General features: G+C 62.2%; 25 protein-coding genes. 13 read left to right on the top strand and 12 right to left on the bottom strand.

The window, feature by feature from the left end:
• Positions 1-14: 14 nt before the first annotated feature.
• The 9 genes from F6S08_RS22190 (at position 15) to yegS (ending at position 7,503) form a co-directional block, all read left to right on the top strand.
• A complete protein-coding gene (locus tag F6S08_RS22190) occupies positions 15-1,148 on the top strand; it encodes a chemotaxis response regulator protein-glutamate methylesterase (RefSeq protein ID WP_074847404.1) in 1,134 nt (377 codons plus the stop codon).
• A complete protein-coding gene (locus F6S08_RS22185) occupies positions 1,148-1,888 on the top strand; it encodes a flagellar motor protein (RefSeq protein ID WP_027603872.1) in 741 nt (246 codons plus the stop codon). The genes F6S08_RS22190 and F6S08_RS22185 overlap by 1 nt, the downstream gene beginning before the upstream one ends.
• 142 nt (positions 1,889-2,030) lie before the next feature.
• Positions 2,031-2,918, top strand: coding sequence for a flagellar motor protein MotD (motD, locus tag F6S08_RS22180; RefSeq protein ID WP_065924143.1), 888 nt, complete (start codon positions 2,031-2,033; stop codon positions 2,916-2,918).
• Between the two features lie 51 nt (positions 2,919-2,969).
• Positions 2,970-3,758 (top strand): ParA family protein, encoded by a 789-nt coding sequence (locus F6S08_RS22175; RefSeq protein WP_065924144.1) that lies wholly within the window; start codon positions 2,970-2,972, stop codon positions 3,756-3,758.
• Between the two features lie 2 nt (positions 3,759-3,760).
• Positions 3,761-4,555, top strand: coding sequence for a CheW domain-containing protein (locus F6S08_RS22170; protein WP_027603875.1), 795 nt, complete (start codon positions 3,761-3,763; stop codon positions 4,553-4,555).
• 81 nt (positions 4,556-4,636) lie between these two features.
• On the top strand, positions 4,637-5,119 hold the full coding sequence (locus tag F6S08_RS22165) for a chemotaxis protein CheW (RefSeq protein WP_005790025.1): 483 nt from the start codon (positions 4,637-4,639) through the stop codon (positions 5,117-5,119).
• On the top strand, positions 5,120-5,512 hold the full coding sequence (locus F6S08_RS22160; protein ID WP_065924146.1) for a DUF2802 domain-containing protein: 393 nt from the start codon (positions 5,120-5,122) through the stop codon (positions 5,510-5,512).
• A gap of 451 nt (positions 5,513-5,963) precedes the next feature.
• Complete coding sequence (locus tag F6S08_RS22155; protein WP_074847403.1) at positions 5,964-6,290, top strand: hypothetical protein; 327 nt, start codon at positions 5,964-5,966, stop codon at positions 6,288-6,290.
• Between the two features lie 292 nt (positions 6,291-6,582).
• Positions 6,583-7,503: a lipid kinase YegS gene (yegS, locus tag F6S08_RS22150; RefSeq protein ID WP_065924148.1), complete on the top strand. Its 921-nt coding sequence runs from the start codon at positions 6,583-6,585 to the stop codon at positions 7,501-7,503.
• Here the strand turns inward: yegS and F6S08_RS22145 are convergent.
• The 4 genes from F6S08_RS22145 to F6S08_RS22130 all read right to left on the bottom strand — a co-directional run bounded on the left by F6S08_RS22145 (position 7,462) and on the right by F6S08_RS22130 (position 10,336).
• Entirely contained in the window at positions 7,462-8,121 is a 660-nt protein-coding gene (locus tag F6S08_RS22145) for a response regulator transcription factor (protein WP_065924149.1), read from the bottom strand. The genes yegS and F6S08_RS22145 overlap by 42 nt on opposite strands.
• A complete protein-coding gene (locus F6S08_RS22140) occupies positions 8,118-9,011 on the bottom strand; it encodes a sensor histidine kinase (RefSeq protein WP_065924150.1) in 894 nt (297 codons plus the stop codon). Before F6S08_RS22140 ends, F6S08_RS22145 begins: the two co-directional genes overlap by 4 nt.
• 354 nt (positions 9,012-9,365) lie before the next feature.
• A complete protein-coding gene (locus tag F6S08_RS22135) occupies positions 9,366-9,815 on the bottom strand; it encodes a hypothetical protein (RefSeq protein WP_174562740.1) in 450 nt (149 codons plus the stop codon).
• A gap of 287 nt (positions 9,816-10,102) precedes the next feature.
• The gene (locus tag F6S08_RS22130; RefSeq protein WP_315872355.1) at positions 10,103-10,336 is read right to left on the bottom strand and encodes a hypothetical protein; all 234 of its coding nucleotides are present in this window, start codon (positions 10,334-10,336) and stop codon (positions 10,103-10,105) included.
• Positions 10,337-10,365: 29 nt separating this feature from the next.
• Between F6S08_RS22130 and F6S08_RS22125 the strand changes: the two genes are divergently transcribed.
• Positions 10,366-11,301, top strand: a complete 936-nt coding sequence (locus F6S08_RS22125; RefSeq protein ID WP_027603884.1) for a chemotaxis protein CheV — start codon at positions 10,366-10,368, stop codon at positions 11,299-11,301.
• 39 nt (positions 11,302-11,340) lie between these two features.
• A complete protein-coding gene (locus F6S08_RS22120; RefSeq protein WP_065924151.1) occupies positions 11,341-12,147 on the top strand; it encodes an MOSC domain-containing protein in 807 nt (268 codons plus the stop codon).
• A 63-nt stretch (positions 12,148-12,210) separates the two neighbouring features.
• Here F6S08_RS22120 and F6S08_RS22115 read toward each other — a convergent pair whose 3' ends face one another.
• The 7 genes from F6S08_RS22115 to F6S08_RS22080 all read right to left on the bottom strand — a co-directional run bounded on the left by F6S08_RS22115 (position 12,211) and on the right by F6S08_RS22080 (position 21,427).
• A complete protein-coding gene (locus tag F6S08_RS22115; RefSeq protein WP_027603886.1) occupies positions 12,211-12,495 on the bottom strand; it encodes a pyrimidine/purine nucleoside phosphorylase in 285 nt (94 codons plus the stop codon).
• Positions 12,496-12,688: 193 nt separating this feature from the next.
• Positions 12,689-13,231: an exonuclease domain-containing protein gene (locus F6S08_RS22105; protein WP_065924152.1), complete on the bottom strand. Its 543-nt coding sequence runs from the start codon at positions 13,229-13,231 to the stop codon at positions 12,689-12,691.
• Between the two features lie 74 nt (positions 13,232-13,305).
• Positions 13,306-15,189 (bottom strand): acetyl/propionyl/methylcrotonyl-CoA carboxylase subunit alpha, encoded by a 1,884-nt coding sequence (locus tag F6S08_RS22100; RefSeq protein ID WP_315872354.1) that lies wholly within the window; start codon positions 15,187-15,189, stop codon positions 13,306-13,308.
• A gap of 809 nt (positions 15,190-15,998) precedes the next feature.
• The gene (locus F6S08_RS22095; RefSeq protein WP_092486482.1) at positions 15,999-16,760 is read right to left on the bottom strand and encodes an enoyl-CoA hydratase/isomerase family protein; all 762 of its coding nucleotides are present in this window, start codon (positions 16,758-16,760) and stop codon (positions 15,999-16,001) included.
• Positions 16,757-17,914: a citronellyl-CoA dehydrogenase gene (gene atuD / locus F6S08_RS22090; RefSeq protein WP_315872353.1), complete on the bottom strand. Its 1,158-nt coding sequence runs from the start codon at positions 17,912-17,914 to the stop codon at positions 16,757-16,759. Before atuD ends, F6S08_RS22095 begins: the two co-directional genes overlap by 4 nt.
• Before the next feature lie 16 nt (positions 17,915-17,930).
• Complete coding sequence (gene atuC / locus F6S08_RS22085) at positions 17,931-19,547, bottom strand: geranyl-CoA carboxylase subunit beta (protein ID WP_315872352.1); 1,617 nt, start codon at positions 19,545-19,547, stop codon at positions 17,931-17,933.
• 101 nt (positions 19,548-19,648) lie between these two features.
• Positions 19,649-21,427: an acyclic terpene utilization AtuA family protein gene (locus F6S08_RS22080; protein ID WP_315872351.1), complete on the bottom strand. Its 1,779-nt coding sequence runs from the start codon at positions 21,425-21,427 to the stop codon at positions 19,649-19,651.
• A 153-nt stretch (positions 21,428-21,580) separates the two neighbouring features.
• Between F6S08_RS22080 and F6S08_RS22075 the strand changes: the two genes are divergently transcribed.
• Together F6S08_RS22075 and F6S08_RS22070 are read left to right on the top strand one after the other, a co-directional pair.
• Positions 21,581-22,204 (top strand): TetR/AcrR family transcriptional regulator, encoded by a 624-nt coding sequence (locus tag F6S08_RS22075; protein ID WP_065948329.1) that lies wholly within the window; start codon positions 21,581-21,583, stop codon positions 22,202-22,204.
• A gap of 93 nt (positions 22,205-22,297) precedes the next feature.
• Positions 22,298-23,086 carry a substrate-binding periplasmic protein gene (locus tag F6S08_RS22070; protein ID WP_065927222.1) on the top strand — a complete coding sequence of 263 codons (789 nt, stop codon included), beginning with the start codon at positions 22,298-22,300 and terminating at the stop codon, positions 23,084-23,086.
• Positions 23,087-23,342: 256 nt separating this feature from the next.
• Here the strand turns inward: F6S08_RS22070 and F6S08_RS22065 are convergent, their stop codons facing one another.
• Entirely contained in the window at positions 23,343-23,894 is a 552-nt protein-coding gene (locus F6S08_RS22065) for an RNA polymerase factor sigma-70 (protein WP_027603895.1), read from the bottom strand.
• Positions 23,895-24,021 lie beyond the last annotated feature (127 nt).

Below are 24,021 nucleotides of genomic sequence, written 5' to 3'. Positions count from 1 at the left end.
CTAACGGAGTGTTTATGGCAGTCAAGGTCCTGGTGGTGGACGATTCGGGTTTCTTCCGCCGCCGCGTCTCGGAAATTCTTTCCGCCGATCCAAGCATCCAGGTGGTCGGCACGGCCACCAACGGCAAAGAGGCGATTGATCAAGCCATTGCGTTGAAGCCGGACGTGATCACCATGGACTACGAGATGCCGATGATGGATGGCATCACGGCAGTCCGGCACATCATGCAACGCTGCCCGACCCCGGTATTGATGTTCTCCTCGCTGACCCACGAAGGCGCCCGAGTGACCCTCGACGCGCTGGATGCGGGGGCGGTGGACTTCCTGCCGAAGAATTTCGAAGACATCTCGCGCAACCCCGAGAAGGTCAAGCAACTGCTGTGCGAGAAAGTCCACAGTATTTCCCGCAGCAACCGCCGCAGCCTGTTCAGCGCGCCAGCCCCTGCGCCGGCACCGGTTGCTGCGCCGGCGGCGCCTGCCGGTTCCACGTTTGGCCGCCCGGCGCCTGCGCCGGTTGCACGGCCTGCCGCGCCGCCGGTGCGGACGTCCGCACCGGCGGCTGCCCATTCGCCTGCGCCCAAGCGCAAGGCTTATAAACTGGTCGCCATCGGCACCTCCACCGGCGGCCCGGTCGCCTTGCAGCGCGTGTTGACCCAATTGCCGGCCAACTTCCCGGCGCCGATCGTGTTGATCCAGCACATGCCCGCCGCGTTCACCAAGGCCTTTGCCGAGCGCCTGGACAAGCTCTGCCGCATCAGCGTCAAGGAAGCCGAGGATGGCGACATCCTGCGTCCTGGCCTGGCGTTGCTGGCTCCGGGCGGCAAGCAGATGATGGTCGACGGCCGTGGCGCGATCAAAATCCTGCCGGGTGATGAGCGCCTCAACTACAAGCCGTGCGTGGACATCACCTTCGGTTCGGCGGCCAAGTCCTACGGCGACAAAGTTCTGGCGGTGGTGCTCACCGGCATGGGCGCCGACGGTCGTGAAGGCGCGCGCCTGCTCAAGCAGGGCGGCAGTGCGATCTGGGCCCAGGACGAGGCCAGCTGCGTGATCTATGGCATGCCCATGGCCATCGTCAAGGCTGACCTGGCCGACGCCGTCTACAGCCTGGACGATATCGGCAGGCATCTGGTGGAGGCCTGCCTCTGATGGATGTATTGAGCCTGATCGGCATCATCCTGGCGTTTGTCGCCATTATTGGCGGCAACTACCTCGAAGGCGGTCACCTGGGCGCCCTGGCCAACGGCCCGGCGGCGCTGATCGTGATTGGCGGCACGGTGGGCGCCGCGTTGCTGCAGTCACCGATGAGTTCGTTCAAGCGCGCGATGCAAATCCTCATCTGGATCATTTTTCCGCCGCGTGTCGACCTGGCCGGTGGCATCGATCGCGTCGTCAACTGGAGCCTCACCGCGCGCAAGGAAGGCCTGCTGGGCCTCGAAGGCGTGGCCGATGCCGAACCCGACAGCTATTCGCGCAAAGGCCTGCAATTGCTGGTGGACGGCGCCGAGCCGGAAGCGATCCGCAGCATCCTCGAGGTGGATTTCTACACCCAGGAAAGCCGCGACATCAACGCCGCCAAAGTGTTTGAAAGCATGGGCGGCTACGCGCCGACCATCGGCATCATCGGCGCGGTGATGGGCCTGATCCACGTGATGGGCAACCTGGCCGATCCGTCGCAACTGGGCAGCGGCATTGCCGTGGCGTTCGTTGCCACCATCTACGGGGTGGCCAGTGCCAACCTGGTGCTGTTGCCGGTGGCCAGCAAGCTCAAGTCGATTGCCATGCGCCAGTCGCGCTATCGCGAGATGCTGCTCGAAGGCATCCTGTCGATTGCCGAGGGCGAGAACCCGCGCTCCATCGAATTGAAGCTCCAGGGCTTCATGGATTGATGGTCATGAACCCTGTAGGAGCGAGCTTGCTCGCGAAAATCGTCAACGATAACGCGGGCATCCTGGATGAACGCGTTGCTCTCGGGTTTTTCGCGAGCAAGCTCGCTCCTACAGTTGATTTGTTTTGCGGAGGTAATCGCCTGTGAGCCGTCGCCGTCGCGAGCCTGAAGAACACGTCAACCACGAGCGGTGGCTGGTGTCCTATGCGGACTTCATCACCTTGCTGTTCGCCTTTTTCGTGGTGATGTACTCCATCTCGTCGATCAACGAAGGCAAGTACAAAGTCATTTCCCAGGCGTTGATCGGCGTGTTCAACGACGCCGACCGTTCGCTCAAGCCGATCCCGATTGGCGAAGAGCGGCCCAAGACCGTGACCCCGGCCAAGCCGCTGGTCAATGACAGCGACGAAACCGCTGCCGGTGTGGGCGGCACCAGTGATCCGCTGAAAAGCATCGCCGATGACATCAGTGCCGCGTTTGGCGACCTGATCAGCTCCAACCAGATGACCGTGCGCGGCAATGAGTTGTGGGTGGAGATCGAGCTCAATTCCAGCCTGCTGTTCGCCAGTGCCGATGCATTGCCCAGCGACCAGGCGTTCACCATCATCGACAAGGTGGCGGCGATCCTCAAACCGTTTGAAAACCCGATCCACGTTGAAGGCTTTACCGACAATGTGCCGATCAGTACTGCGCAGTACCCGACCAACTGGGAGCTGTCATCGGCCCGTGCCGCGAGCATCGTGCGCATGCTCGCGATGCAGGGCGTGAACCCTGGGCGCCTGGCGTCGGTGGGGTATGGCGAGTTCCAGCCGGTGGCCAATAACGCCACGCTCGAAGGCCGCGCACGCAATCGTCGGGTGGTGCTGGTGGTGTCCCGAAACCTGGAGGTGCGCCGTAGCCTGACCGGCACCGGTACCGCCAATGCAACACCGGATGCGGCCTTGAAGCGCGCTGGCACACAAACTGCACCGGCCCCTGCAAAGCCGCCGGTTCAGCAGAGTGCCGTCAATTCTCCGTCGCCGGCTCAATAACCTTATGCAATGTCTCGGTCGCGCGTGTGCCCACCGGGAGGAACCATCCGAATGAGAGTCTGGGCAGTTGCCAATCAAAAAGGTGGAGTCGGCAAGACCACCACCTCCATCGCTTTAGCCGGCTTGCTGGCCGAGGCGGGCAAGCGTGTGGTCGTGGTCGACCTCGACCCCCACGGCTCGATGACCAGCTATTTCGGCTACGACCCGGATGCGCTGGAGCACAGCAACTACGACCTGTTCCTGCACAAAGGCAACGTACCGGCCGACCTGCCCGGGCAATTGCTGCTGCCCACCAGTAACGAAAGCATTTCCCTGCTGCCGTCGAGTACCGCGCTGGCCACCCTGGAGCGCCAGTCGCCGGGGCAGAGCGGCCTGGGCCTGGTGATCGCCAAGACCCTGGCGCAACTGTGGCAGGACTTCGACTACGCCATCATCGACAGCCCGCCGTTGCTCGGCGTGCTGATGGTCAACGCTTTGGCGGCCAGCCAGCAACTGGTGATCCCGGTGCAGACCGAGCACCTGGCGGTCAAGGGCCTGGAGCGCATGGTCAGTACCCTGGCGATGATCAACCGTTCGCGCAAACAGGCGTTGCCCTACAGCATCGTGCCCACCCTGTTCGACCGCCGCACCCAGGCGTCCCTGGGCACCTTGCGCGTCCTGCGCGATGCCTACCCGGAGACCATCTGGAACGGCTACATCCCGGTGGACACCCGCCTGCGTGATGCCAGCCGTGCCGGGCTCACGCCGTCGCAGTTCGACGGCAAAAGCCGGGGCGTGCTGGCGTACCGGGCGTTGCTCAAGCACCTGCTGTCCCAGCAGCTTGTGGCGCAGGTGGCCTGATGATGAACCGTCCCGTCGAACTCAAGGTCAAGACCCGGCCGCAACTGGCACTGGAATCCTACCTGGATGCCTTGCTGCAGGACGCGACCGCAGAAGAATTACAGGAGCCTATCCTGGTGCTGGAGCCGGCGGTCGAAGTGCCGTCCTCGAGCAGCCTGGATGAGTTCCAGTTGGCTGTATTGGAAGAGCAGGCCCGCGATGCACTCGTCGTCCCGGTCAGCGTCCCGGTGGTCGCTCCCGTCGTACCTGCGGTGGTCGAGCCGGTCGTGGAAGTGCACCTGCCACCGAGCATCACGCCACCGCCGGTGAGTGGCGATGATCGGCCGGCCTGGGCGGCCGAGCCATTTGAATGTCTGCTGTTCGACGTCGCCGGGTTGACCCTGGCGGTGCCGTTGGTGTGCCTGGGCTCGATCTACTCGTTGGAGGGCCAGGAACTGACGCCGTTGTTCGGGCAGCCGGAGTGGTTCCTGGGCATCCTGCCGAGCCAGGCCGGTAACCTCAAGGTGCTGGACACCGCGCGCTGGGTGATGCCCGACCGCTACCGCGATGACTTCCGCCAAGGCTTGCAATACGTGATCTCGGTGCAGGGCTACGAATGGGGGCTGGCGGTGCATCAAGTCAGCCGCTCGCTGCGCCTGGACCCGAATGAAATCAAATGGCGCAGCCATCGGGGCCAGCGGCCCTGGCTGGCAGGCACCGTGATCGAACACATGTGCGCGTTGCTGGACGTTGCCGAACTGGCCGAGTTGATCGCCAGCGGTGCCGTTAAGGCGATGCCGGTGAACAAACGCAGTTGATTGGACAATAAGGGCCGCGCGAGCGTGCGGCCAAAAGAAGTACACACGCCGCCTACATCGGCATTTGAAGGGGTCAGAGATATGAACAAGTCAGCGTCCGCACAAGGTTTGGATGATCCGATCCTGCAATGGGTTACCTTCAAACTGGACAACGAAACCTACGGTATTAACGTGATGCGCGTGCAGGAAGTGCTGCGCTACACCGAGATCGCTCCGGTTCCCGGTGCGCCAAGCTATGTGCTGGGCATCATCAACCTGCGCGGCAACGTGGTGACGGTGATCGACACCCGCCAGCGTTTTGGCCTGGACACGGTCGAAGTCAGCGACAACACGCGTATCGTCATCATCGAGGCCGACAAGCAAGTGGTCGGGATCATGGTCGACAGCGTCGCGGAAGTGGTCTACCTGCGCCAATCGGAAGTGGAAACCGCGCCGAACGTGGGCAACGAGGAATCGGCCAAGTTCATCCAGGGCGTGTGCAACAAGAACAACGAACTGTTGATTCTGGTTGAGCTGGACAAAATGATGAGCGAAGAAGAATGGTCGGAACTGGAGAGCATCTGATTGTTCCTTGAGGTCGCGGTGATTGTCCTGGCCCTGTTGTGGGCCGGGACCTTGGGTTTTCTGCTGCGCTATATACGCCAGCAGCGCGAATTGGCGATGCAGCAGGCCGAGCGCGATGCGGTGCGTGATCGACGGGTGCTGGAGTTGGTCAAGCGGGTCGATCACTTCCAGCAGAGTGCGGTGAAGGTCGGGGACGAGGTGCATGAACTGCGCGCCATCCTCGCGCCGTTGCCGGACAAACTGGCGCAGATCGAGCAGCGTGATCCTTCCAGCCTGTCATTTGCCCAGGCGGCGAAGCTGGTGGGCATGGGCGCTACCGTGGATGAACTGACCCAGTCGTGTGGCTTGACCCAGGCTGAGGCGCAGTTGATGAGTAAGTTACACAAGAGCTGATTGCGCCGTGTGAACCGTGCGCCTCTCTCTATGCCTTGAATGCCGGCTGCGGCTGATTGTGTCGGATGTGTCACAGTGCCATGGTTCTCCGTGGCACTTTTACTTCTTTGTGATGACCCATCTACGCATGTAGGAAATTTCACTCACAAGGATGCGAAATGTCTGTTGATCCCCCTCTCGAGCAAAACCCTCTGTTTGGCTGCCGTCTTGGGTGGCCACTTCCGCGCTTAGCGCGCAATCAAACGCCGTGCTTCAAGATCGACCGCGTAGTGCTCAGTGGCGATCAGGCTGAAGATGTCCAGTAAACCCTGTCGATGATCCGTTGCAAGGACGTTGCATCAGTGCCAGCGGCATTGACCTCACGTTGAGCCACGGGCCATGCCAGGGACGCGTTGGCGAATCTCCAGTGTGCGATGGCCGCCGCTGATCCATCATTGAAGGGAAGCAGCGAATGAACGATCTACGCAATGGACTGTACGGCGTCGCGCTGGTATTGGCGGCGGCAGGGTTGGGCGGTTGCGCCTCGTCGATGACGGTCACCGGCGAGCCGGGGGTGAAGATGGGCCAGGGTTATGCCCAGGTGCTCGCGGTGGTCAGCCGCAACAACACTGTGACCAAGCAGGTCGACGGCCAAGGCTTCCGGGCTGAGGGTTATTCGCCGATGTTCAAGGACTGCCGGATCAAGTACTTCATCTTCCAGGGCGCTGATGGCTTGCAGCAGGTGAAGTACGAGCCGGCGCCAGAGCTGTCGGTCAAGCAGAATTGCCGTCAGCCGTAAGCGGCCCTTTATTCCTCTGCGAGTTGACTGCTGATGACATTTTACGTGTGGTTCCCGTGGCGCTGCTGGTGCGCGCGGTGCCGGGGCGTGATTGCCTGGACGTGATTGCCTGGACTGGAACGTGCCGGGCGCCGGGGTGATGGCGTCGACGAAAGCGGGCTTCCCCGATCACAACGGCGAAAGCCTGGGCATGCCTGGGTCGCTGGATTAATTTTTCAACGCCCATGGCTTTTTTTCGGTCGCCCAGGGTCCACATCCTTCAAGCACCTTTGAATCCAGGAGTAAGCCACCCATGACTACCCCCAAGGCACTGTTGATCCTCCACGGCAAGCAGGCCCTCAACGAGGACGTGCGCAGCGCCGTGTTGGCCCGGCGCAGGCAGGGTGGGGAGCTGGCGGTACGGGTGACCTGGGAGGGCGGTGACGCAAAGCGCCTGGTCAAGGAAGCCTTGGAGGGCGGCTATACCCACATCGTTGCCGGCGGCGGCGACGGCACCTTGCGCGACGTGGCCGAGGCCATGGCCGAGGCCAAGGGTGAAGCCAGCCTGGTGCTGATGCCCCTGGGGACCGCCAATGACTTCGCCAAGGCTGCCGGCGTGCCATTGGAGCCCGCCCAGGCCCTGGCGTTGCTGGATGTGCCGCCCCGTGCGATCGACCTCGGCCAGGTCGGCGGGCAAATCTTCCTGAATATGGCCACCGGCGGCTTCGGCAGCCAGGTCACCGCCAATACCTCCGAAGACCTGAAGAAAGTCCTCGGTGGCGCCGCCTACCTGTTCACCGGCCTGACGCGCTTCAGCGAGTTGAAGGCCGCCTATGCCGAGCTGGACGGGCCGGATTTCCACTGGAAGGGCGAGCTGCTCGCGCTGGGCATCGGCAACGGTCGCCAGGCGGGCGGTGGGCATGTGCTGTGCCCTGGGGCATTGGCCGACGATGGCTTGCTGGACGTCAGTATCCTGCCGGCGCCCCAGGAAGTGGTCGGCACCTTGCGCGAGCTGATGGGGAACGGCTGGGAGCTGGACGCGATGTTCGTGCGGGCACGCCTGCCGTGGGTCAACATCAAGGTCGCGCAGGGCTTGTACATCAACCTCGATGGCGAGCCGCTGGAAGGTGACGACCTGCACTTCGAGGCCTTGCCCAAGGCCCTGCGCGTGCATTTGCCGGTGGGTTCGCCCCTAGTCGTCCAGGCTGATGATCTGCTCGCGCACGGCAAATAACACCAGGCCCGCCACGTCGAATATCTGCAGGCGCTTCATGATTTGCGAGCGGTGGGCTTCTACGGTCTTGATGCTCAGGCCCAGGCCGTGGGCGATCTCGCGGGTGGATTTGCCGCGCACGATCAGGCGCAGGATTTCCAGTTGGCGGGCCGTGAGGTTATGGCTGTGGCTGGCGGGCGTGGTCGGCCCCTGGCTGCGCACCAGCGCCTGGTTGATCACGGTATGGGCGATCGCCGGGCTCAGGTAGCGCTCGTTGTTGCGCAAGGCCAGCAACGCGTGTTCCAGCTCGTTGGCAGTGGTGTCCTTGAGCAGGTAGCCGTGGGCGCCTGCCTCCAGCGCACACATGATCAGCTCCGGGTCGGTGTGCATCGACAGGATCAGCACCTTGCTCCTGGGGTGCGCATGCTTGAGTTGCTGTAGCGCCTCGAGGCCGCTGGTGTGCTTCATGGACAGGTCCAACAGCACGATATCCGGCAGCAAGGTATTGAACTGCTCCAGCAATTGCGCGCCATCGCTGGCTTCGCCGGTCACCGTGTAGCCGGGAATATCCTGGATCAGCGCACGTACGCCGGCCCTGATCAGTGCATGGTCATCCACCAGGAGTAATGTGCAGGTCACTCGATAACCTTAGGGGCGCTGGCCCGTTCGAGGGAGCGAGGCGCCCAGGGGAAAAGCGCGTCTATCCGTGTGCCGTGGCCTGGTTGGCTGCTGACGGATAATGAACCGCCAAGCTGGTCAATGCGCTCGGACATGCCAGCCATGCCCCGTTGGCCTTCCAGGCCGGGGTTGATGGCGGGCGAAAAGCCCTGGCCGTCATCGCAGATGGTCAGCGACAGGCCCTCGGGCAGGCGCTGCAGGCGCACCAGCAGGTTGCGCGCCTGGGCGTGGCGCAGCATGTTGGTCACGGCTTCCTGGGTAATGCGAAAGGCCGCCACGGCCATTTCCTCAGGGATGCCGCTCAGCCGTTGCTGGCATTCAAGGCTCCAGTGCACCGGGGTGTTTTCCAGGGTTTTGAGCAGGTGCGCGCGCAGGCTGGCTTCCAGGCCCAGGCTGGCGAGCTGCCGGGGGTTGAGGATGGCGGACACGTCGCGCACCTTGGCCAGGGTTTCGTTCAAGGTGTTGCACAGCACAGTGCACTGGCTTTGCAATTCATCCGGCAGGCGGCGCTTGAGCCATTCGCTTTGCAGCTTGGCGGCGGTCAGCAACTGGCCGATATCGTCATGCAGTTCACGGCTGAGGCGATGACGTTCGTTTTCCTGCACTTGCAGCAGGCGATCGGCCAACTCCTGGGGCTGGAACTTGATGGATTTACGCGAGCGCCACTGTTGCAGGCCAACCACCACCAAGGTGGCCAGGTTGAGCAGCAGCACCAGCAGCGGCAACGGCGCGGAGCGGCTGTAGGCCCACAGGCTCAGCAGCAGCGAGCCGAGGCACAGGGCGAGGATCAAACGGCGTGCGTTACTGCGGGACGCGGACCTTGCGATGAATGTCTTGAGGCTGGCATGCATAGCGGATGGAGCCAATAAGGTTCGCTGCGAAAAGACCGGTAGCGGCTGACCGGGCTCTGTTTGGAATACGTTCTTGAATCGTTTTCAAGCAGGTTGAAGTTGAGTCACTTCAAGCGGGGGCATAGTACCACCACTCTTACCGTTGGTCGCCAGGTGCCTTGCCTGGCAGGCCTATTTAAACGCGCAAAAACTCGGGGAATGATAATCCCAGAGTTGATGAAGTGAGGTTGTATTATTTTAAAGGGTTTGTATCGTTAATGGCTAATTGATATTGAATCGCCATTTTTCTCCAGCGGATTAGTTGGAGTCGTCGTTTTTAGATAACCCCGTGCTTGAATGCGACCTGATAACGCTTCAAGACAAATGGTGCATACGTTGTTGCGGATTGTAACTGAAACCCTTTTGCGGAATGTGCAGGGTGACCGTGTCAATCAACTTGGTCTGTTCTTCTTTATCCAGGGTCAGCTGGCCTGTTTTTGCATCGATCAGTTCCAGCTGCCAGGCCAGCAATGTCAAGCAGTCATGCAGGGCTTCCAGGGCTTGATCATGTAACTGCAAAGGACTTTCGGCGTTGGCGATCACGTCCTGGATATGCCGCGAGAATTCGCTGATCGCTTGCAGGGCCAGGCAATCGGCCTTTTCGGCGAGCTTGATCAGGCTGATTTTCATGCAGTCGATGGCGTCACTGTCGTTGCGGATCAAATGCAGGTGGCTCAGGCATTCTTCCGACTTGGTCAGCAGCTTTTCAGCCTCGCGCAGGAACTCAGGAAGTGCAACTTGCCACTCGTTACCGTCGTTCATCATGCAAGTCTCCACAACATAAGGTCGGGTGATGAGAGGTCGCACCGGGTGAATGGCGTAAAACTACCGCTGAAAGATAACGGGAATCTGTAGGTCGCTTCTGAGTTTTCAGTAGGACGTTTATTTGAATGACGGCGACGGCTGCGCGTGGCCCTCGTGAGTGGGCTCGATTGCACACCTTCAGTTGCCGCGACGTGAGCGTCTGGAAAACCCATAAGACGAGGGCTGGGGATGGCAAACAAAAGCCTGACTCCATTCATGCAATGAGAATGGCGTCACATTAATGGCTATTAGATATTGCGAATATCAGGTTGGGCCTGATTGTGTATAGGGGAATCCCTTACATGGCGGAACCTTGCGTCGATTTGAATGTCGCGCAACGTCGCTGCACCGCCATATGAACAGGCCTCGGCAGTAAAGCATGATGTCAGTGTGACATCAATGAATTTACGTGGCATTTTACCGGGGTCAAGGTCCGGCGTTTGCCGCCGATAACAAGCTAACTGCACAAACACTTCGCGCATTACTTTCCAGCGCACACCAGGAGCTCTTAATGGCCGGCATTCTCGACACGGTAGACCAACGCACGCAACTGGTGGGTGAGAATCGCCTGGAGATCCTCATGTTCCGCCTGGCCGGGCGGCAGCTGTTCGCCATCAACGTGTTCAAGGTGCAGGAAGTCCTGCAACTGCCCAAGCTGACCCTGATGCCCCAGCGCCACCCCTTCGTGTGCGGCGTGGTCAACCTGCGGGGCCAGACCCTGCCAGTGATCGACTTGTCCCAGGCCATCGGCATGCGTCCGCTGGTGCCGGGCCCCAACAGCACCATTATCGTCACCGAGTACAACCGCTCGGTGCAGGCGTTCCTGGTGGGTGGCGTGGACCGCATCGTCAACATGAACTGGGAAGCCATCCTGCCGCCGCCGACCAGCGCCGGGCGCCAGCATTACCTCACCGCCATCAGCAAGGTCGACGACCAGTTGGTGGAGATCATCGACGTGGAAAAAGTCCTCGCCGAGATCGTGCCGTACAACGCCAAGGTCTCCCGCGAAAAACTCGACGACCCGGTGCTGGAACGCGCCCGTGGCCGCGAAGTGCTGCTGGTGGACGACTCCAACGTGGCCCTGTCGCAATTGCGCGACACCCTCGGCCAACTGGGCGTGAAGATGCACATCGCCAGCGACGGTCTCAAGGCGCTGAATATGCTCAAGGCCTGGGCCGACGCCGGCCATGTGATGACCGACAAGCTGCTGATGATCTTCACCGACGCCGAAATGCCCGAGATGGACGGCTACCGCCTCACCACCGAAATCCGCAACGACCCACGGCTGCGCAAGCTCTACGTGGTACTGCACACTTCGCTGTCAGGCAGCTTCAACGACTCGATGGTGAAGAAGGTCGGCTGCGACAACTTCCTGTCCAAGTTCCAGCCGGACAAGCTGGTGGATGTGGTACGTCAGCGCCTGATGCTGGACGAAGCGTCCGCTTGACCTTAGGGTGACGGCTTTGCCCCTCAGGAATGTTGGCCCATGCTTCGTCTCAGCGCGTTGTACCGTTACCCCTTGAAGTCCGGCAAGGCCGAAACTCTTCAACAGGTCGGCCTGGATAAACTGGGGTTGGACGGCGATCGACGCTGGATGCTGGTGGATGAGGCCAGCGGGCGTTTCCTCACCCAACGCGCCGTGGCGAAGATGAGCCAACTGTCGGCGCTGTGGAACAGCAGCGGTGGCCTGACCCTGAGTTCGCCTGGCTACGCGCCGCTGGATGTGGCGCTGCCCGGCAGCGCGGCTGAGTTACGTGGCGTGACCATCTGGCGCGACACCTTGCGTGTGCCGGACGCCGGCGACGAAGCCGCCGCCTGGGTCAGCGCCTTTATCGGCAAGCCCACGCGGCTGGTGCAGATTCCTCTGGAACGGGCGCGCACTACCCAGGCAGGTTACGGCCGCGATGATGACCAGGTCGCGTTCGCCGACGGTTATCCGTTGCTGGTGATCGGGCAAGCGTCCCTCGACGACCTCTCGCAGAAAGTCGGCCGTCCCATGGACATGCTGCGCTTTCGCCCCAACCTGGTGATCGAAGGCAGCGACGCCTTCGCCGAAGACGGCTGGAAGCGCCTGCGCATCGGGGATGTGGAGTTTCGCGCAGTCAAGCCCTGCTCACGCTGCATTCTCACCACCATCGATCCGCACACCGGCGAGCGCAGCCCCGACCGTGAGCCTTTTGTGACGCTGGAGGCCTACCGCAAGACCGAGGACGGCGCGATTTTTGGCCAGAACCTGGTCAACGATGGTGTGGGCCGCCTGGAAGTGGGCATGCCGGTGATCATCCTCGAATAAACCATGGGCCCATAAAAAATGCCCGTCTCGCAGGAGACGGGCATTTTTTTTGCGGCGCAGCGATCAGCCGCGGTATTCGCACAGGTAAGCGGTGTCTACCGCGACCTTCAGCTGGAACTTGCTGTTGGCCGGTACGTTGAACTGGCTGCCGGCGGCGAAGGTTTCCCAGTCGTTGGCGTCGGGCAGCTTGACGCTCAGGGCGCCGGACACCACGTGCATGATTTCACGCTGGGCGGTGCCGAATTCGTATTCACCCGGGGCCATCACGCCGATGGTCGCCGGACCTTCTGCGGTGCCGAAAGCGATCGACTTGACGGTGCCGTCGAAGTACTCGTTGACTTTGAACATGGGCGAATCCTCGGAAAAAGTTGATGCTTTACGCTCATCCTGTAGGAGCGAGCTTGCTCGCGAAAAACCTGAGAGCGCCGCTGGGTGCCAGGTTTACCGCGTTATCGTTAACGACCTTCGCGAGCAAGCTCGCTCCTACAGTTGAGCAGCAAGGAAAAGGGGGAGTCAGTATGCCCAAGGCTTCGGGCGCTGCCTAGACCGGCAAAATCAGCGGCAGCAGGCGCGCGGTGTTGCGTGCATCTTCCAGCGCTCGATGTTGCTGGCCCTGGAACTGCATCCCCGCCAATTGCAGGGCGCCATTGAGCCCCAGGGGCTTGTCCAGGCGCCGGGCCTTGGCGAAGCGTTGCTTGAGGTTGACATGGGGCGTGGGGGCCATGGCGCTGGTCAGGCCATGGCGCTGCCACTCGAGCTCCAGCTGTACGCGATCGTAGTCACCCCAACTGGCCCAGCCTTCCAGGCGCGCCTGATGCTGGCCCAGCCAGCGCTCGAACAGCGGCCACACCTCGATGAACGGCGCAGCGCCGTCGATATTTGCCTGGGTGATATGGGTCAGCTGGCGACAAAAGGGCGTGAGCAAGGGGCGGCGCAGCGGCCGCACAAAGCGCTGGAAGTGGTCCAGCTCGCGGCCCTGGCGGTTCACCAGGCTCGCGCCGATCTCGATGACTTCCATCTCCGTCACGGGCCAGCCGCCTTCATCCGTTGTGGCTTCAAGGTCAATAATCAGCCAATGAGGCATCGCGCAGGTTCCCGTACTCGTCCTTTCCTGTTGGGGATAGAGCGTAGACCGGCCTTGTAGTTCCGACTAGGGGGTTATTCGATCTCCAGCAGAACCTGGCGATTGCGTACCTGATCGCCTGTTGTGACCTGCACGGCCTTGACCACGCCGTCCCTGTCGGCCTTGAGTGGATGCTCCATTTTCATGGCTTCGAGCACCAGCAGCAGTTGGCCTTTAGTCACCTGTTCACCGGTGCTGACGCGGACGTCGACGATGGCACCGTCCATCGGTGCCTTGATCGTGCCGCTGCCGGCGTCGGCCTGGCGCCCGGCAACCTGCTGGGTGCGGTTGGTGACGGTAAGGCCAGGCAGCCACAGCCGGGAGCCCTCCAGGTGATAGGCGATGCGACGGCGAACGCCGTTGAGCACCAGGGTGGCGCGACGGCCATCGGTGCTGAGTGGCAGGGCGGCGGCGGTGACGGTGTGGGTTTCGCCGTCGGCCTCCAGGCGAAAGGTGCAGGGAACACGGGCGTTGTTGCGCCATCCCGCGAGGCCGTGGGGATGCTGGTCGGCGCTGTGTTGGTAAAACAGCGCGGCGGCCAGGGCGAGTTGATCACTTGTCGCGGCCGGGCGCGGTATTTCGCTGAAGTGCTCGGCGATAAACCCGGTGCTGAAATCACCGTCGATAAAGCCTGGGTGCTTGAGCAGTTCAGCCAACAAGCGCTGATTGGTCGTCACCCCCAGCAACAGCGTGTCTTCCACCGCCCGCAGCAGCTTGCGCCGGGCTTCTTCGCGGGTGGCGCCATGGGCGATGAGCTTGCCGAGCATCGGGTCATAGAACGGGCTGATGGTTTCGCCTTCGCACAGCCCATGGTCAACCCGTACGCCCACGGCCGGTTCCCAGCGCAGCACCTCACCGGTTTGCGGCAGGAAGCCCTGGGCCGGGTCTTCGGCATAGAGGCGCACTTCCATGGCGTGGCCGTTCAGGCTCACCTGCGCCTGCTCGAGCGGCAGCGGCTGGCCGGCGGCGATTTGCAGTTGCCAGGCCACCAGGTCGAGGCCGGTGATCAGCTCGGTGACCGGGTGCTCCACTTGCAGGCGGGTGTTCATTTCCAGGAAGTAGAACCGGCCGTTGCGGTCGAGCAGGAACTCCACGGTACCGGCGCCGAGGTAGTTTACCGCGCGTCCGGCCTTGAGCGCGGCTTCGCCCATGGCCTGGCGCAGTTCGGGCGTCATCACCGGGCAGGGCGCTTCCTCGATGACTTTTTGATGACGGCGCTGGATCGAGCAGTCCCGTTCGCCGAGGTAAATCAGGTTGCCGTGGCGGTCGCCGAACAGTTGGATCTCGACGTGGCGCGGCTCGATCAGCGCCTGTTCGAGGATCAGTTCGTCACTGCCGAACGCATGCCTGGCCTCCGAGCGGGCGCTGTGCAGGCTTTCCAGCAGCGCCTCCGGCTGGTGGACCAGGCGCATGCCACGGCCACCGCCGCCGGCGCTGGCCTTGATCATCAGCGGGTAGCCGATGCGCTCGGCTTCACGTTGCAGGCAGGTGTCGTCCTGGGCGCTGCCCTGGTAGCCGGCGATGCAAGGCACGCCGGCCTCGAGCATGGCGAGCTTGGAGCGGCGCTTGCTGCCCATCAGTTCGATGGCCTCGGCGCTGGGGCCGATGAACGTCAGGCCGGCGTCTTGGCATGCGCGGGCGAAATCGGGGTTTTCCGAGAGGAAGCCGTAGCCGGGGTGGATGGCGTCGGCGCCGGTCAGTTTGGCTGCATTGAGGATGGCTTCTATGTTCAGGTACGACTGCTGTACCGGGGCGGGGCCGATGTGGACGGCTTCGTCGGCCATTTGTATGTGCCGGGCTTGGGCGTCGGCGTCGCTGTAGACGGCGACGGTGCGGTAGCCCAATGCCTGGGCCGTGCGCTGGATGCGGCAGGCGATTTCGCCGCGGTTGGCGATCAGGATTTTTGTGAACTGCGGCATTTTTTGCTCCGTGTGTATATCCGTTATTTAGGTAACGGCCACTTAGGGTTCCGCTCTTACAGCGGGTCACTTTTGGAAGGACCGGAATGCCGGCCCAGCCAAAAGTAACCAAAAGGTCCTCGCCCCAACACTCGGCACCTCGCCTAGGCTCGGTGTGCCCTCACTCCGGCTTTGGAGCGTGGGCCGCCGCAATGGGCCATCCTTGGCCCAGTGCGGCTAACCCGGCGTCCTGCCGGGTTACCCACGCTCCAAAGCCTGCGTTCGGCCAGCGTGTTTGACGGGGCGATCCCAGATCAAAAACAAAGCGAGGCGGCCTTAAAGCCGACCTGATCTTTGAAGCGTGCGCGGTGTGGCTTCTACTTCCTTAACCGCTGACGAAGTCAGCAATCTTTTGATCTGCTCTGGCTCTGGCTCTGGCTCTGGCTCTGGCTTTTGATCTTGATCTCAGGCGCCCCGTTAACCACGCTGGCCGAACGCAGGCTTGAATCCGTGGGTAACCCGGCAGGACGCCGGGTTAGCCGTCCTGGGCCATGGATGGCCCATGACGGCGGCCCACGGATTCAAGCCTGCGTTCGGGCATACCGAGCCTAGGCGAGGTACCGAGTGGTGGGGCGAGAGCCTTTTGGTTACTTTTGGGCTCTTCCAAAAGTGACCCGCCGTAAGGGCGGAACCAATAGCCGCCGTTACCGCAGCAACGGATATGCACTCGGTCAACTCCAACGACATGGTCGGCCCGAAGGCCGCCACGGGAGCAAGCTCCTTCGCCACAGACCACTGAAAATTGTGTAGATACCCATGCTCAGCGGGCGTCACTTGCACCACCTGGGCTTTCTCTTCTGCACAAACGCCTGCGTCCCCTCAATCCCTTCCGCACTGGTCACCGCCTCGGCAAACCACTGCGCCGCCTGGTCCAGCAGCGGCCCCAAGGGCTGCTCCACGCTGGCCAGCAACAGCGCCTTGGTACGCGCGTTGGCGCCCGGCGCGCAGCGCAGCACCTGCCCCAGCACCTCATCCAGACGCTCCGCCAACGCCTGCGGGTCGGTCTCGGTGAAGTGCACCAGCCCCAGCCGTTGAGCTTCCAACCCATCGAACCGCGCCGCCGTCAGCGCCAGTCGCCGCGCCTGGGTCAGGCCGATACGCTTGACCACAAACGGCGCAATCTGTGCCGGCAGCAACCCCAGGCTGGTCTCCGGCAAACCGAACTGCGCCTGGTGATCGGCAATCGCGATGTCACTCACGCAGGCCAGGCCAAACCCGCCGCCCAGCACCGCGCCTTGCAGCACCACGATGACCACTTGCGACACGGCTTCCACCGCTTGCAGCAACGTGCCGAAGGCCCGGTTCAGGGCCTGCAATTGATCGCCGGCGCTGACCAGGTCCTTCACATCGGCACCGGCGCAAAAATGCCCGCCTGCGCCGCTGATCACCACGGCGCGCACCTGGCTGTCCAACCCGGCCAGCACCGCGCGCAGTTCGTTGACCATTTCCAGGCTCATGGCATTGCGGCATTCGGGCCGGTTGAGGGTGATGTGCAACACGCCGTTGTGGGGTTCGAGCAGCAGGGTATTCATGGCTTTTTCCCCGGCAAAGTGCCCATCAACTTGCAGATGATGCCCAGCATGATTTCATCGGCACCGCCGCCAATCGACACCAGGCGCACATCGCGATAAGCGCGGGCCACCGGGTTGTCCCACATGAATCCCATGCCGCCCCAGTACTGCAGGCAACTGTCGCTGACTTCGCGGCCAAGGCGCCCGGCCTTGAGCTTGGCCATGGAGGCCAGGCGGGTCACGTCCTGGCCCTTGATGTACTGTTCGGTGGCCTGGTAGACCAGTGCGCGCAGGCATTCGATTTCGGTGGCCAGTTCGGCCAGGCGAAAGTGAATCACCTGGTTGTCGATCAGCGCCTTGCCGAAGGTCTGGCGTTCCTTGCAGTACTCGACGGTACTGTCGATGCAGTACTCCAGGCCCTTGATCATATTGGCCGCGCCAAACAGGCGTTCCTCCTGGAACTGCAGCATCTGCATCATGAAACCCGCGCCTTCATGGCCGATGCGATTGCGCTGGGGTACGCGCACGCCGTCGAAGAACACCTGGGCGGTCTCGGAGCTGTGCATGCCGAGTTTTTCCAGGGGCGGGCTGACGCTGATCCCTGGGGTGTTCATCGGCACCATGATCAGCGACTTGTTGATATGCGGCTTGTCGTCGGAGGTGTTGGCCAACAGGCAGATAAAGTCGGCGCTGGGCGAGTTGGTGATCCACATTTTGCTGCCGTTGATCACATAGTCGTCGCCGTCCTTGCGCGCATGGGTCTTGAGCCCGGCTACGTCGGAGCCGGCGCCGGTTTCCGAGACACCGATGCAACCGACCTGCTCGCCGCTGATGGCCGGGCGCAGGAATTCGTCGCGCAATTCATCGGAACCGAAGCGGGCGAGGGCGGGGGTGCACATATCGGTCTGCACGCCGATGGACATGGGTATGCCGCCGCAGCGGATGGTGCCGAACTCTTCGGCGGCGACGATCGAGTAGCTGTAGTCCAGGCCCATGCCACCGAATTGCTCCGGTTTGGAAATCCCCAGCAAGCCGAGGTCGCCGGCCTTGCGGAAGATGTCGTGGATGGGGAAGCGCCCGGCCTTTTCCCATGCGTCCACATGGGGGTTGATCTCGCGGTCGACGAAGGCACGGACGGTGCGGCGCAGTTCATGGTGTTCCTGGGTGAAGATCATTGTTCTTGTTCTCCGGTTAGAAGCGCGCGATGCCGAAGCTGTTGGGCTGCAACTCGCGGACCTCGGCCTCGTGACAGATGTCCAGCAGAAAGCCGAGTAAGGTACGGGTATCCCGTGGGTCTATCAGCCCGTCATCCCACAGGTTCGCGCTGCCATAGAGGGCGGTGGACTGGCTGTCGAGTTTTTGCGCGGTGACCTGTTCGAGCATGTCCAGCACCTTGGGATCCGGCACCAGGCCGTCTTTCAGCTGCTTGGCCTCGGTGACGATCCGCAGCACCTTGCCCGCCTGGGCACCGCCCATCACCGCCGTGCGGCTGTTGGGCCAGGCGAAGATAAACCGCGGGTCCAGGCCGCGACCGCACATTGCATAGTTGCCGGCGCCGTAGGAGCCACCGACCACCACCGTGAGTTTAGGCACCCGTGCGTTGGCCACCGCCTGGATCATCTTCGCGCCATGCTTGATCACCCCTTGCTGCTCCGCTTCGGTACCCACCATGAACCCGGTGGTGTTGTGCAGGAACAGCAGCGGCGTGCGGCTCTGGTCACACAGCTGGATAAACTGCGCCGCCTTGCTCGCACCCTTGGGCGTGATCGGGCCGTTGTTGCCGATCACGCCGACCGCGCGGCCCTGGATGTGCAGATGGCCGCAGACGGTATGGGCGTCGAACGCTGCCTTGAACTCGAGGAACTGCGAACCGTCGGCCAGGCGCGCGAGGATTTCGCGCACGTCGTAGGGCTTTTTCGGGTCAGCGGGGATCAGCCCCAGCAGGTCGTCGATGGGGTACAGCGGCTCGGCGTAAGTGCGTTTGGGCGTCAACGGCAGGCGCTCATCCCAGGGCAACAGGCTGACGATTTCACGCACGATGCGCACGCCATCGGCGTCATTTTCCGCCAGGTATTCGGCAGTGCCGGCGATCTGTGCATGCATTTCGGCGCCGCCCAATTCTTCATCGGTGGCGACTTCACCGGTCGCCGCCTTGAGCAGCGGCGGGCCGGCAAGGAACAGCTTGGCCTTGCCGCGCACCACCACCACGTAATCCGACAGCCCTGGCTGGTACGCGCCACCCGCCGTGGCCGAGCCGTGCACCACGGTGATCTGCGGCAAGCCCATGGCCGACATGCGCGCCTGGTTGGCAAAGCTGCGCGCGCCTTCGACGAAAATCTCCGCGGCATAGTTGAGGTTGGCGCCACCGCTTTCGGCGAGGGTCACCACCGGCAGTTTGTTGTCCATGGCGATCTGTTGCAGGCGCAGGGATTTTTTCAGGCCGGAGGGCGAAACGGTGCCGCCCTTGATCGCGCTGTTATTGGCCACCACCAGCATGCGCACGCCGCTGACGTAGCCGATGCCGGCGATCAACCCACCGCCGGCGGCGCTGCCGTCCTTGTCATCATGCAGCTTGTAGCCGGCCAGGCTCGCCAGTTCCAGGAACGGCGCGCCAGGGTCCAGCAGCAGGTTGAGGCGCTCGCGGGGCAGCAGTTGGCCACGTTTTTCGAATTTGGGCCTGGCCTCCTCGGCCTTGCTCAGCAGGGTCTGTTCCAACTGGCGCAGGTGTTGGATGCCTGCCAGCATGGCGGCGCGGTTCTGGGCGAACTGCGGGCTGTGGGGATCGATCAGGCTGTCAATCAGCGGCATGGTTTATTGCTCCGCCTTGTGTCGCGGCCGCTGACGATCACGGTGTGACCCTGGAACAGGCCGGCTTTGAAGATCGAGTCGAAGGCCACGGCGACGCTCCTTTATGTGAGTTGATCGGCGATGTGTTGCGGCACGGCGATGGGGATTTCCAACAGCTGCTGGGCGAAGGCCTTGCCCTGGGGGTCGATGCGCAGGCTGGCGATGCCACCGCCACCCAAGGCGTTTTCCAGCAGGAAGTTGAGGCTGTGGCTGCCGGGCAAATACCAGCGTTCTACGCGGCCGTGCACGGGGTCGAGCACGTGGCCCATCCAGTCGACGAGCACCTCCGGGGTCAGTGCTTCGGCGATCCACGGCAGGTACTCGGGGGCGCGGGCGATGACTCCGATATTGCTGTGGTTGCCCTTGTCGCCGGAGCGCGCCACGGCGAGTTTCACCAGCGCGACGCTGGCGTCGGCGCGGCCTTGGGGTTTGGGTGGATTCAGCGGCGCGGCAGGCAGGATCGGCGCATCGGTGATAGGCAGCGCGCAGACGTGGCGTTGGCCCTGGAAGTCGACTACCACCTCGCAGGCGGCCTTATCGATCAGGAACGAAAACAAGCGGATCAGCGGGTACACCGTCGGCCGCCCACCGACAATCCCGGCCAGCCCCGGCGCCATGCCCGTGGCCGCCTGGGCGATCTCGCGGGCGAACAGCACCAGCGCCGGCTTGCTCGGGTGGCGCACCGCCAGCTTGACCACCACCTCGCGGCAGTCGTGGCGCAGGGCGCGGGGGCCATACGTCGCTTCGCTGCCCAGCAGTTCGATATTTACGTCGGTGTAGGGCGCCCAGCCGCGCTGGCTGAACAGTTCCGAGGTCTTGTTGATGATCGCCTGGCTGACCCGCTCGGCCTTGGCCACCGCATCGATCCCGGCGATCAGGCAACTGGCGGTGCAGCGAAAGCCTTCCGGGTACGTGGCGCTGACCTTGTACTGGTGCGTTGGCGGCAACCCCTTGGCGCCGTGCAGGCGTACGCAGTTTTTGCCTTGCTGCTGCAGCTTCACCTGGCTGAAATCGCAGATCACATCGGGCAGCAGATACGCGTGAGGGTCGCCGATTTCATACAGCAGTTGTTCGGCCACGCTCAGTTCGCTGATCAGGCCACCGCTGCCCTCGACTTTATTGACCGTGAACTGGCCATCGGCATTGACTTCGACGATGGGGAAGCCGATGTGCTCGTAGTCGGGCACGTCGCGCCAGTCGGTGAAGTTGCCACCGGTACACTGCGCGCCGCATTCGATGATATGCCCGGCCAGCGCGGCCTGGGCCAGGCGGTCATAGTCCTGCCACGACCAACCGAACTCATGCACCAGCGCCGCGCTGACCACCGCGCTGTCGACCACCCGGCCGGTGATGACGATGTCCGCGCCCAGTTGCAGCGCCTGGGCAATGCCCGGTGCGCCGAGGTAGGCATTGGCCGATACGCACAGGGGCGGCAGCGGCGCGCCGTTGAACATGTCGGTGATGCCGTGCAGGTGCTTGAGCCGGGGGTGCAGGTCATCGCCCAGCAGCACGGCGATTTTCAACGGCACCTGGGCTTTATCGCAGGCAGCTTGCAGGGCGGCGGCGCAGGCCTGGGGGTGGATGCCGCCGGCATTGCTGATCACGCGGATGCCCTGGCGCTGGATCTCGGCCAGCAGCGGTGTGAGCACCTCGACGAAATCCGTGGCGTAGCCGGCCTGGGGATCTTTCATCCGTGCACCGGCGAGGATCGACATCGTGACTTCCGCCAGGTAGTCGAACACCAGGTAGTTCAGCTTGCCGCCGTGCACCAACTGCGCGGCGGCGCTGCAGGTGTCACCCCAGAAGGCGCTGGCGCAGCCGATACGAACCGTCTTGCTCATGAGAAATCCTTCCTCGAATGGCTGGCAACGAGACTACCAAGCAAGCGCTTGGTTTGTAAACTCCGGTCACAAGTTTTGCCCAAGCGCTTGCTTGGGTGACTGGCACGGCCTAAATTGCCGGCCAAGACGTCAGTAGAAGTAGAGGAGAGCAGCATGGATGAGCACAAAGCCCTGCGGGTGATGCGCACCATGGTCGACGGCGGCCAATTGACCGACCCCGACAGTGCCCGGGGCAAGTTGCTGCAAACCGCGGCGCACCTGTTTCGCAACAAGGGCTTTGAACGCACCACCGTGCGTGACCTGGCCAGTGCCGTGGGCATCCAGTCCGGCAGTATCTTTCATCACTTCAAGAGCAAGGACGAGATCCTGCGTGCGGTGATGGAGGAAACCATCCACTACAACACGGCCTTGATGCGTGCCTCGCTCGAGGAGGCGAACACCGTACGTGAACGTGTGCTGGCGCTGATTCGCTGCGAATTGCAGTCGATCATGGGTGGCAGCGGCGAGGCCATGGCGGTGCTGGTGTATGAATGGCGTTCGCTCTCGGCCGACGCCCAGGCCCAGGTGCTGGCGCTGCGCGATGTGTATGAAGACATTTGGCTGCAGGTGTTGGGCGAGGCCAAGGCGGCGGGTTACATCAAGGGCGATGTGTTTATTGCGCGACGCTTCCTCACCGGGGCCTTGTCCTGGACCACCACCTGGTTTCGCGCCGAGGGCAACCTGACCCTGGAGCAATTGGCCGAAGAAGCCTTGTTGATGGTTTTGAAGGCCGATTGAGGCGCAAGCTATTAATTTGCCGGTGGAAAGTTGTCTAGCTGGACAAAAACGCCTAGCTTATCGACATCGATGTATTGAACGGTGTGTGCCTTGATGTTTTCGCCATGGCGGTTGGCTGCAGGACTTACTTTATGGGCACTCGGCACCGCAGCGTGGTTGCCGGCTTCGGCTGCGCAACTGGTGCGCATCGGCGCGGCGCATTTTCCGCCCTACACCGTGCGCCCGGAGCAAGGCGCCGACACCGGTCTGTTGCCGCAACTGGTGGAGGCCCTGAACGCCTCGCAAACCGACTACCAGTTTGTGCTGGTACCCACCTCCATCCCTCGGCGTTTTCGTGATTTCGAACAAGGCCGTATCGACATGGCCATCTTCGAAAATCCCGATTGGGGCTGGCAGAAGGTTGCCCACACCAGCATCGACATGGGCCTGGAAGACGCGGAAATCTTCGTCGCCCAGCGTGAGCCCGGTCGAGGCCAGGACTATTTCGCCGACCTTGCCGGGAAACGCCTGGCGGTGTTCAGCGGCTATCACTACGCCTTTGCCAACTTCAACCCCGACCCCAAGTACTTGGCCGAGCACTTCAACGCCACCTTGACCTATTCCCATGACAGCAACCTGCTGATGGTTGCGCGCGGGCGTGCGGACATCGCCTTGGTAACCCGTTCGTACCTGAGTGACTTCATGGTGCGCAATGCGGATATGGCCGGGCAGTTCCTGGTCTCGGAGCGCATCGACCAGGTCTATCACCACTACGCGTTGCTGCGGCCCAAGGCGCCGATCACGGGCGAGGCGTTTTCGGGGTTGCTCAAGCGACTGCGCGATAGCGGCGAGATGCTGAAGATTTTCGAGCCGTATCGTATTGATGTGATGCCTGTGCCCTGATCTTGGCTCGGATGAGTGCGGCTGTGGTTCGGGTTTTGGTTGTGGTGAGCGGGGCTTGCCCTAATGCCAGTCAGTTAAGGCTTTTTGTAGGAGCGAGCTTGCTCGCGAAAAACTCACAGGCGCCGCGTTCATTCAGGAAGCACGCGTTATCGTTGACGTTTTTCGCGAGCAAGCTCGCTCCTACAGGAGGCGATGTACGCTTAACTGACTGGCATTAGGGCTTGCCCGCTCACCACAACAAGCCCTTTCACCTCAATCACACCCGCCGTGCAAACGTATCGCTATGGTTGCCGGACACCTTGCGGCAGTGCACCAGCGCATCGCGAATCATGAAGTTCACCAACGTCGGTGAAACCCCCAGTTCCTTGGCAATGTCCTTTTGCGGCACACCGTGCAGGCGGTACATCTCGAACGCGTAGCGGGTGCGCTGGGGCAACTCCGTCAGGGCGTCGGCGATGTTTTCCAGGGTGTTGAAATTGATGTGGGAGGTTTCCGGTGAAGCGCCGTGAATGACCACATTCAAGCCTTCCTCTTCCGTCCCGGAATATTTGAGTTCCAGGGCCTGCTTGCGGTAGTGATCGATCGCCAGGTTGCGCACGATCTGGAACAGATAACTCAGTTGGGCCTTGAACGATGACGTGATCGTCGGCGCCGATTGCAGGCGGAAGTAGGCATCCTGCACTACATCCTCGGCGCGGGAGCGGCACCCGGTAATACGTGCCGCAATCTTCACCAGAATCAGTCGATTGTCGACAAATGCCTGGAGAAGCGGTGAGTCGCACCTGCCTGTGGATACTTGTTCCGTCATGGAAATCACCTTGTCGCAAAAGAGGTTAGGGGAGGGCGTCCTTGCTGAGGCCTCCTACACATCGGGCAACAAATTATGCTGAATGATAATGATTGTCAAATGAGAAGGCGAACTAATCTTATGCTTT

The organism is Pseudomonas sp. JV449 (assembly GCF_032424295.1).
GTDB classification, from domain to species: domain Bacteria; phylum Pseudomonadota; class Gammaproteobacteria; order Pseudomonadales; family Pseudomonadaceae; genus Aquipseudomonas; species Aquipseudomonas marginalis.
Note: the sequence above shows the minus strand (reverse complement) of the source record. Positions and strands in the feature narration are given on the sequence as shown.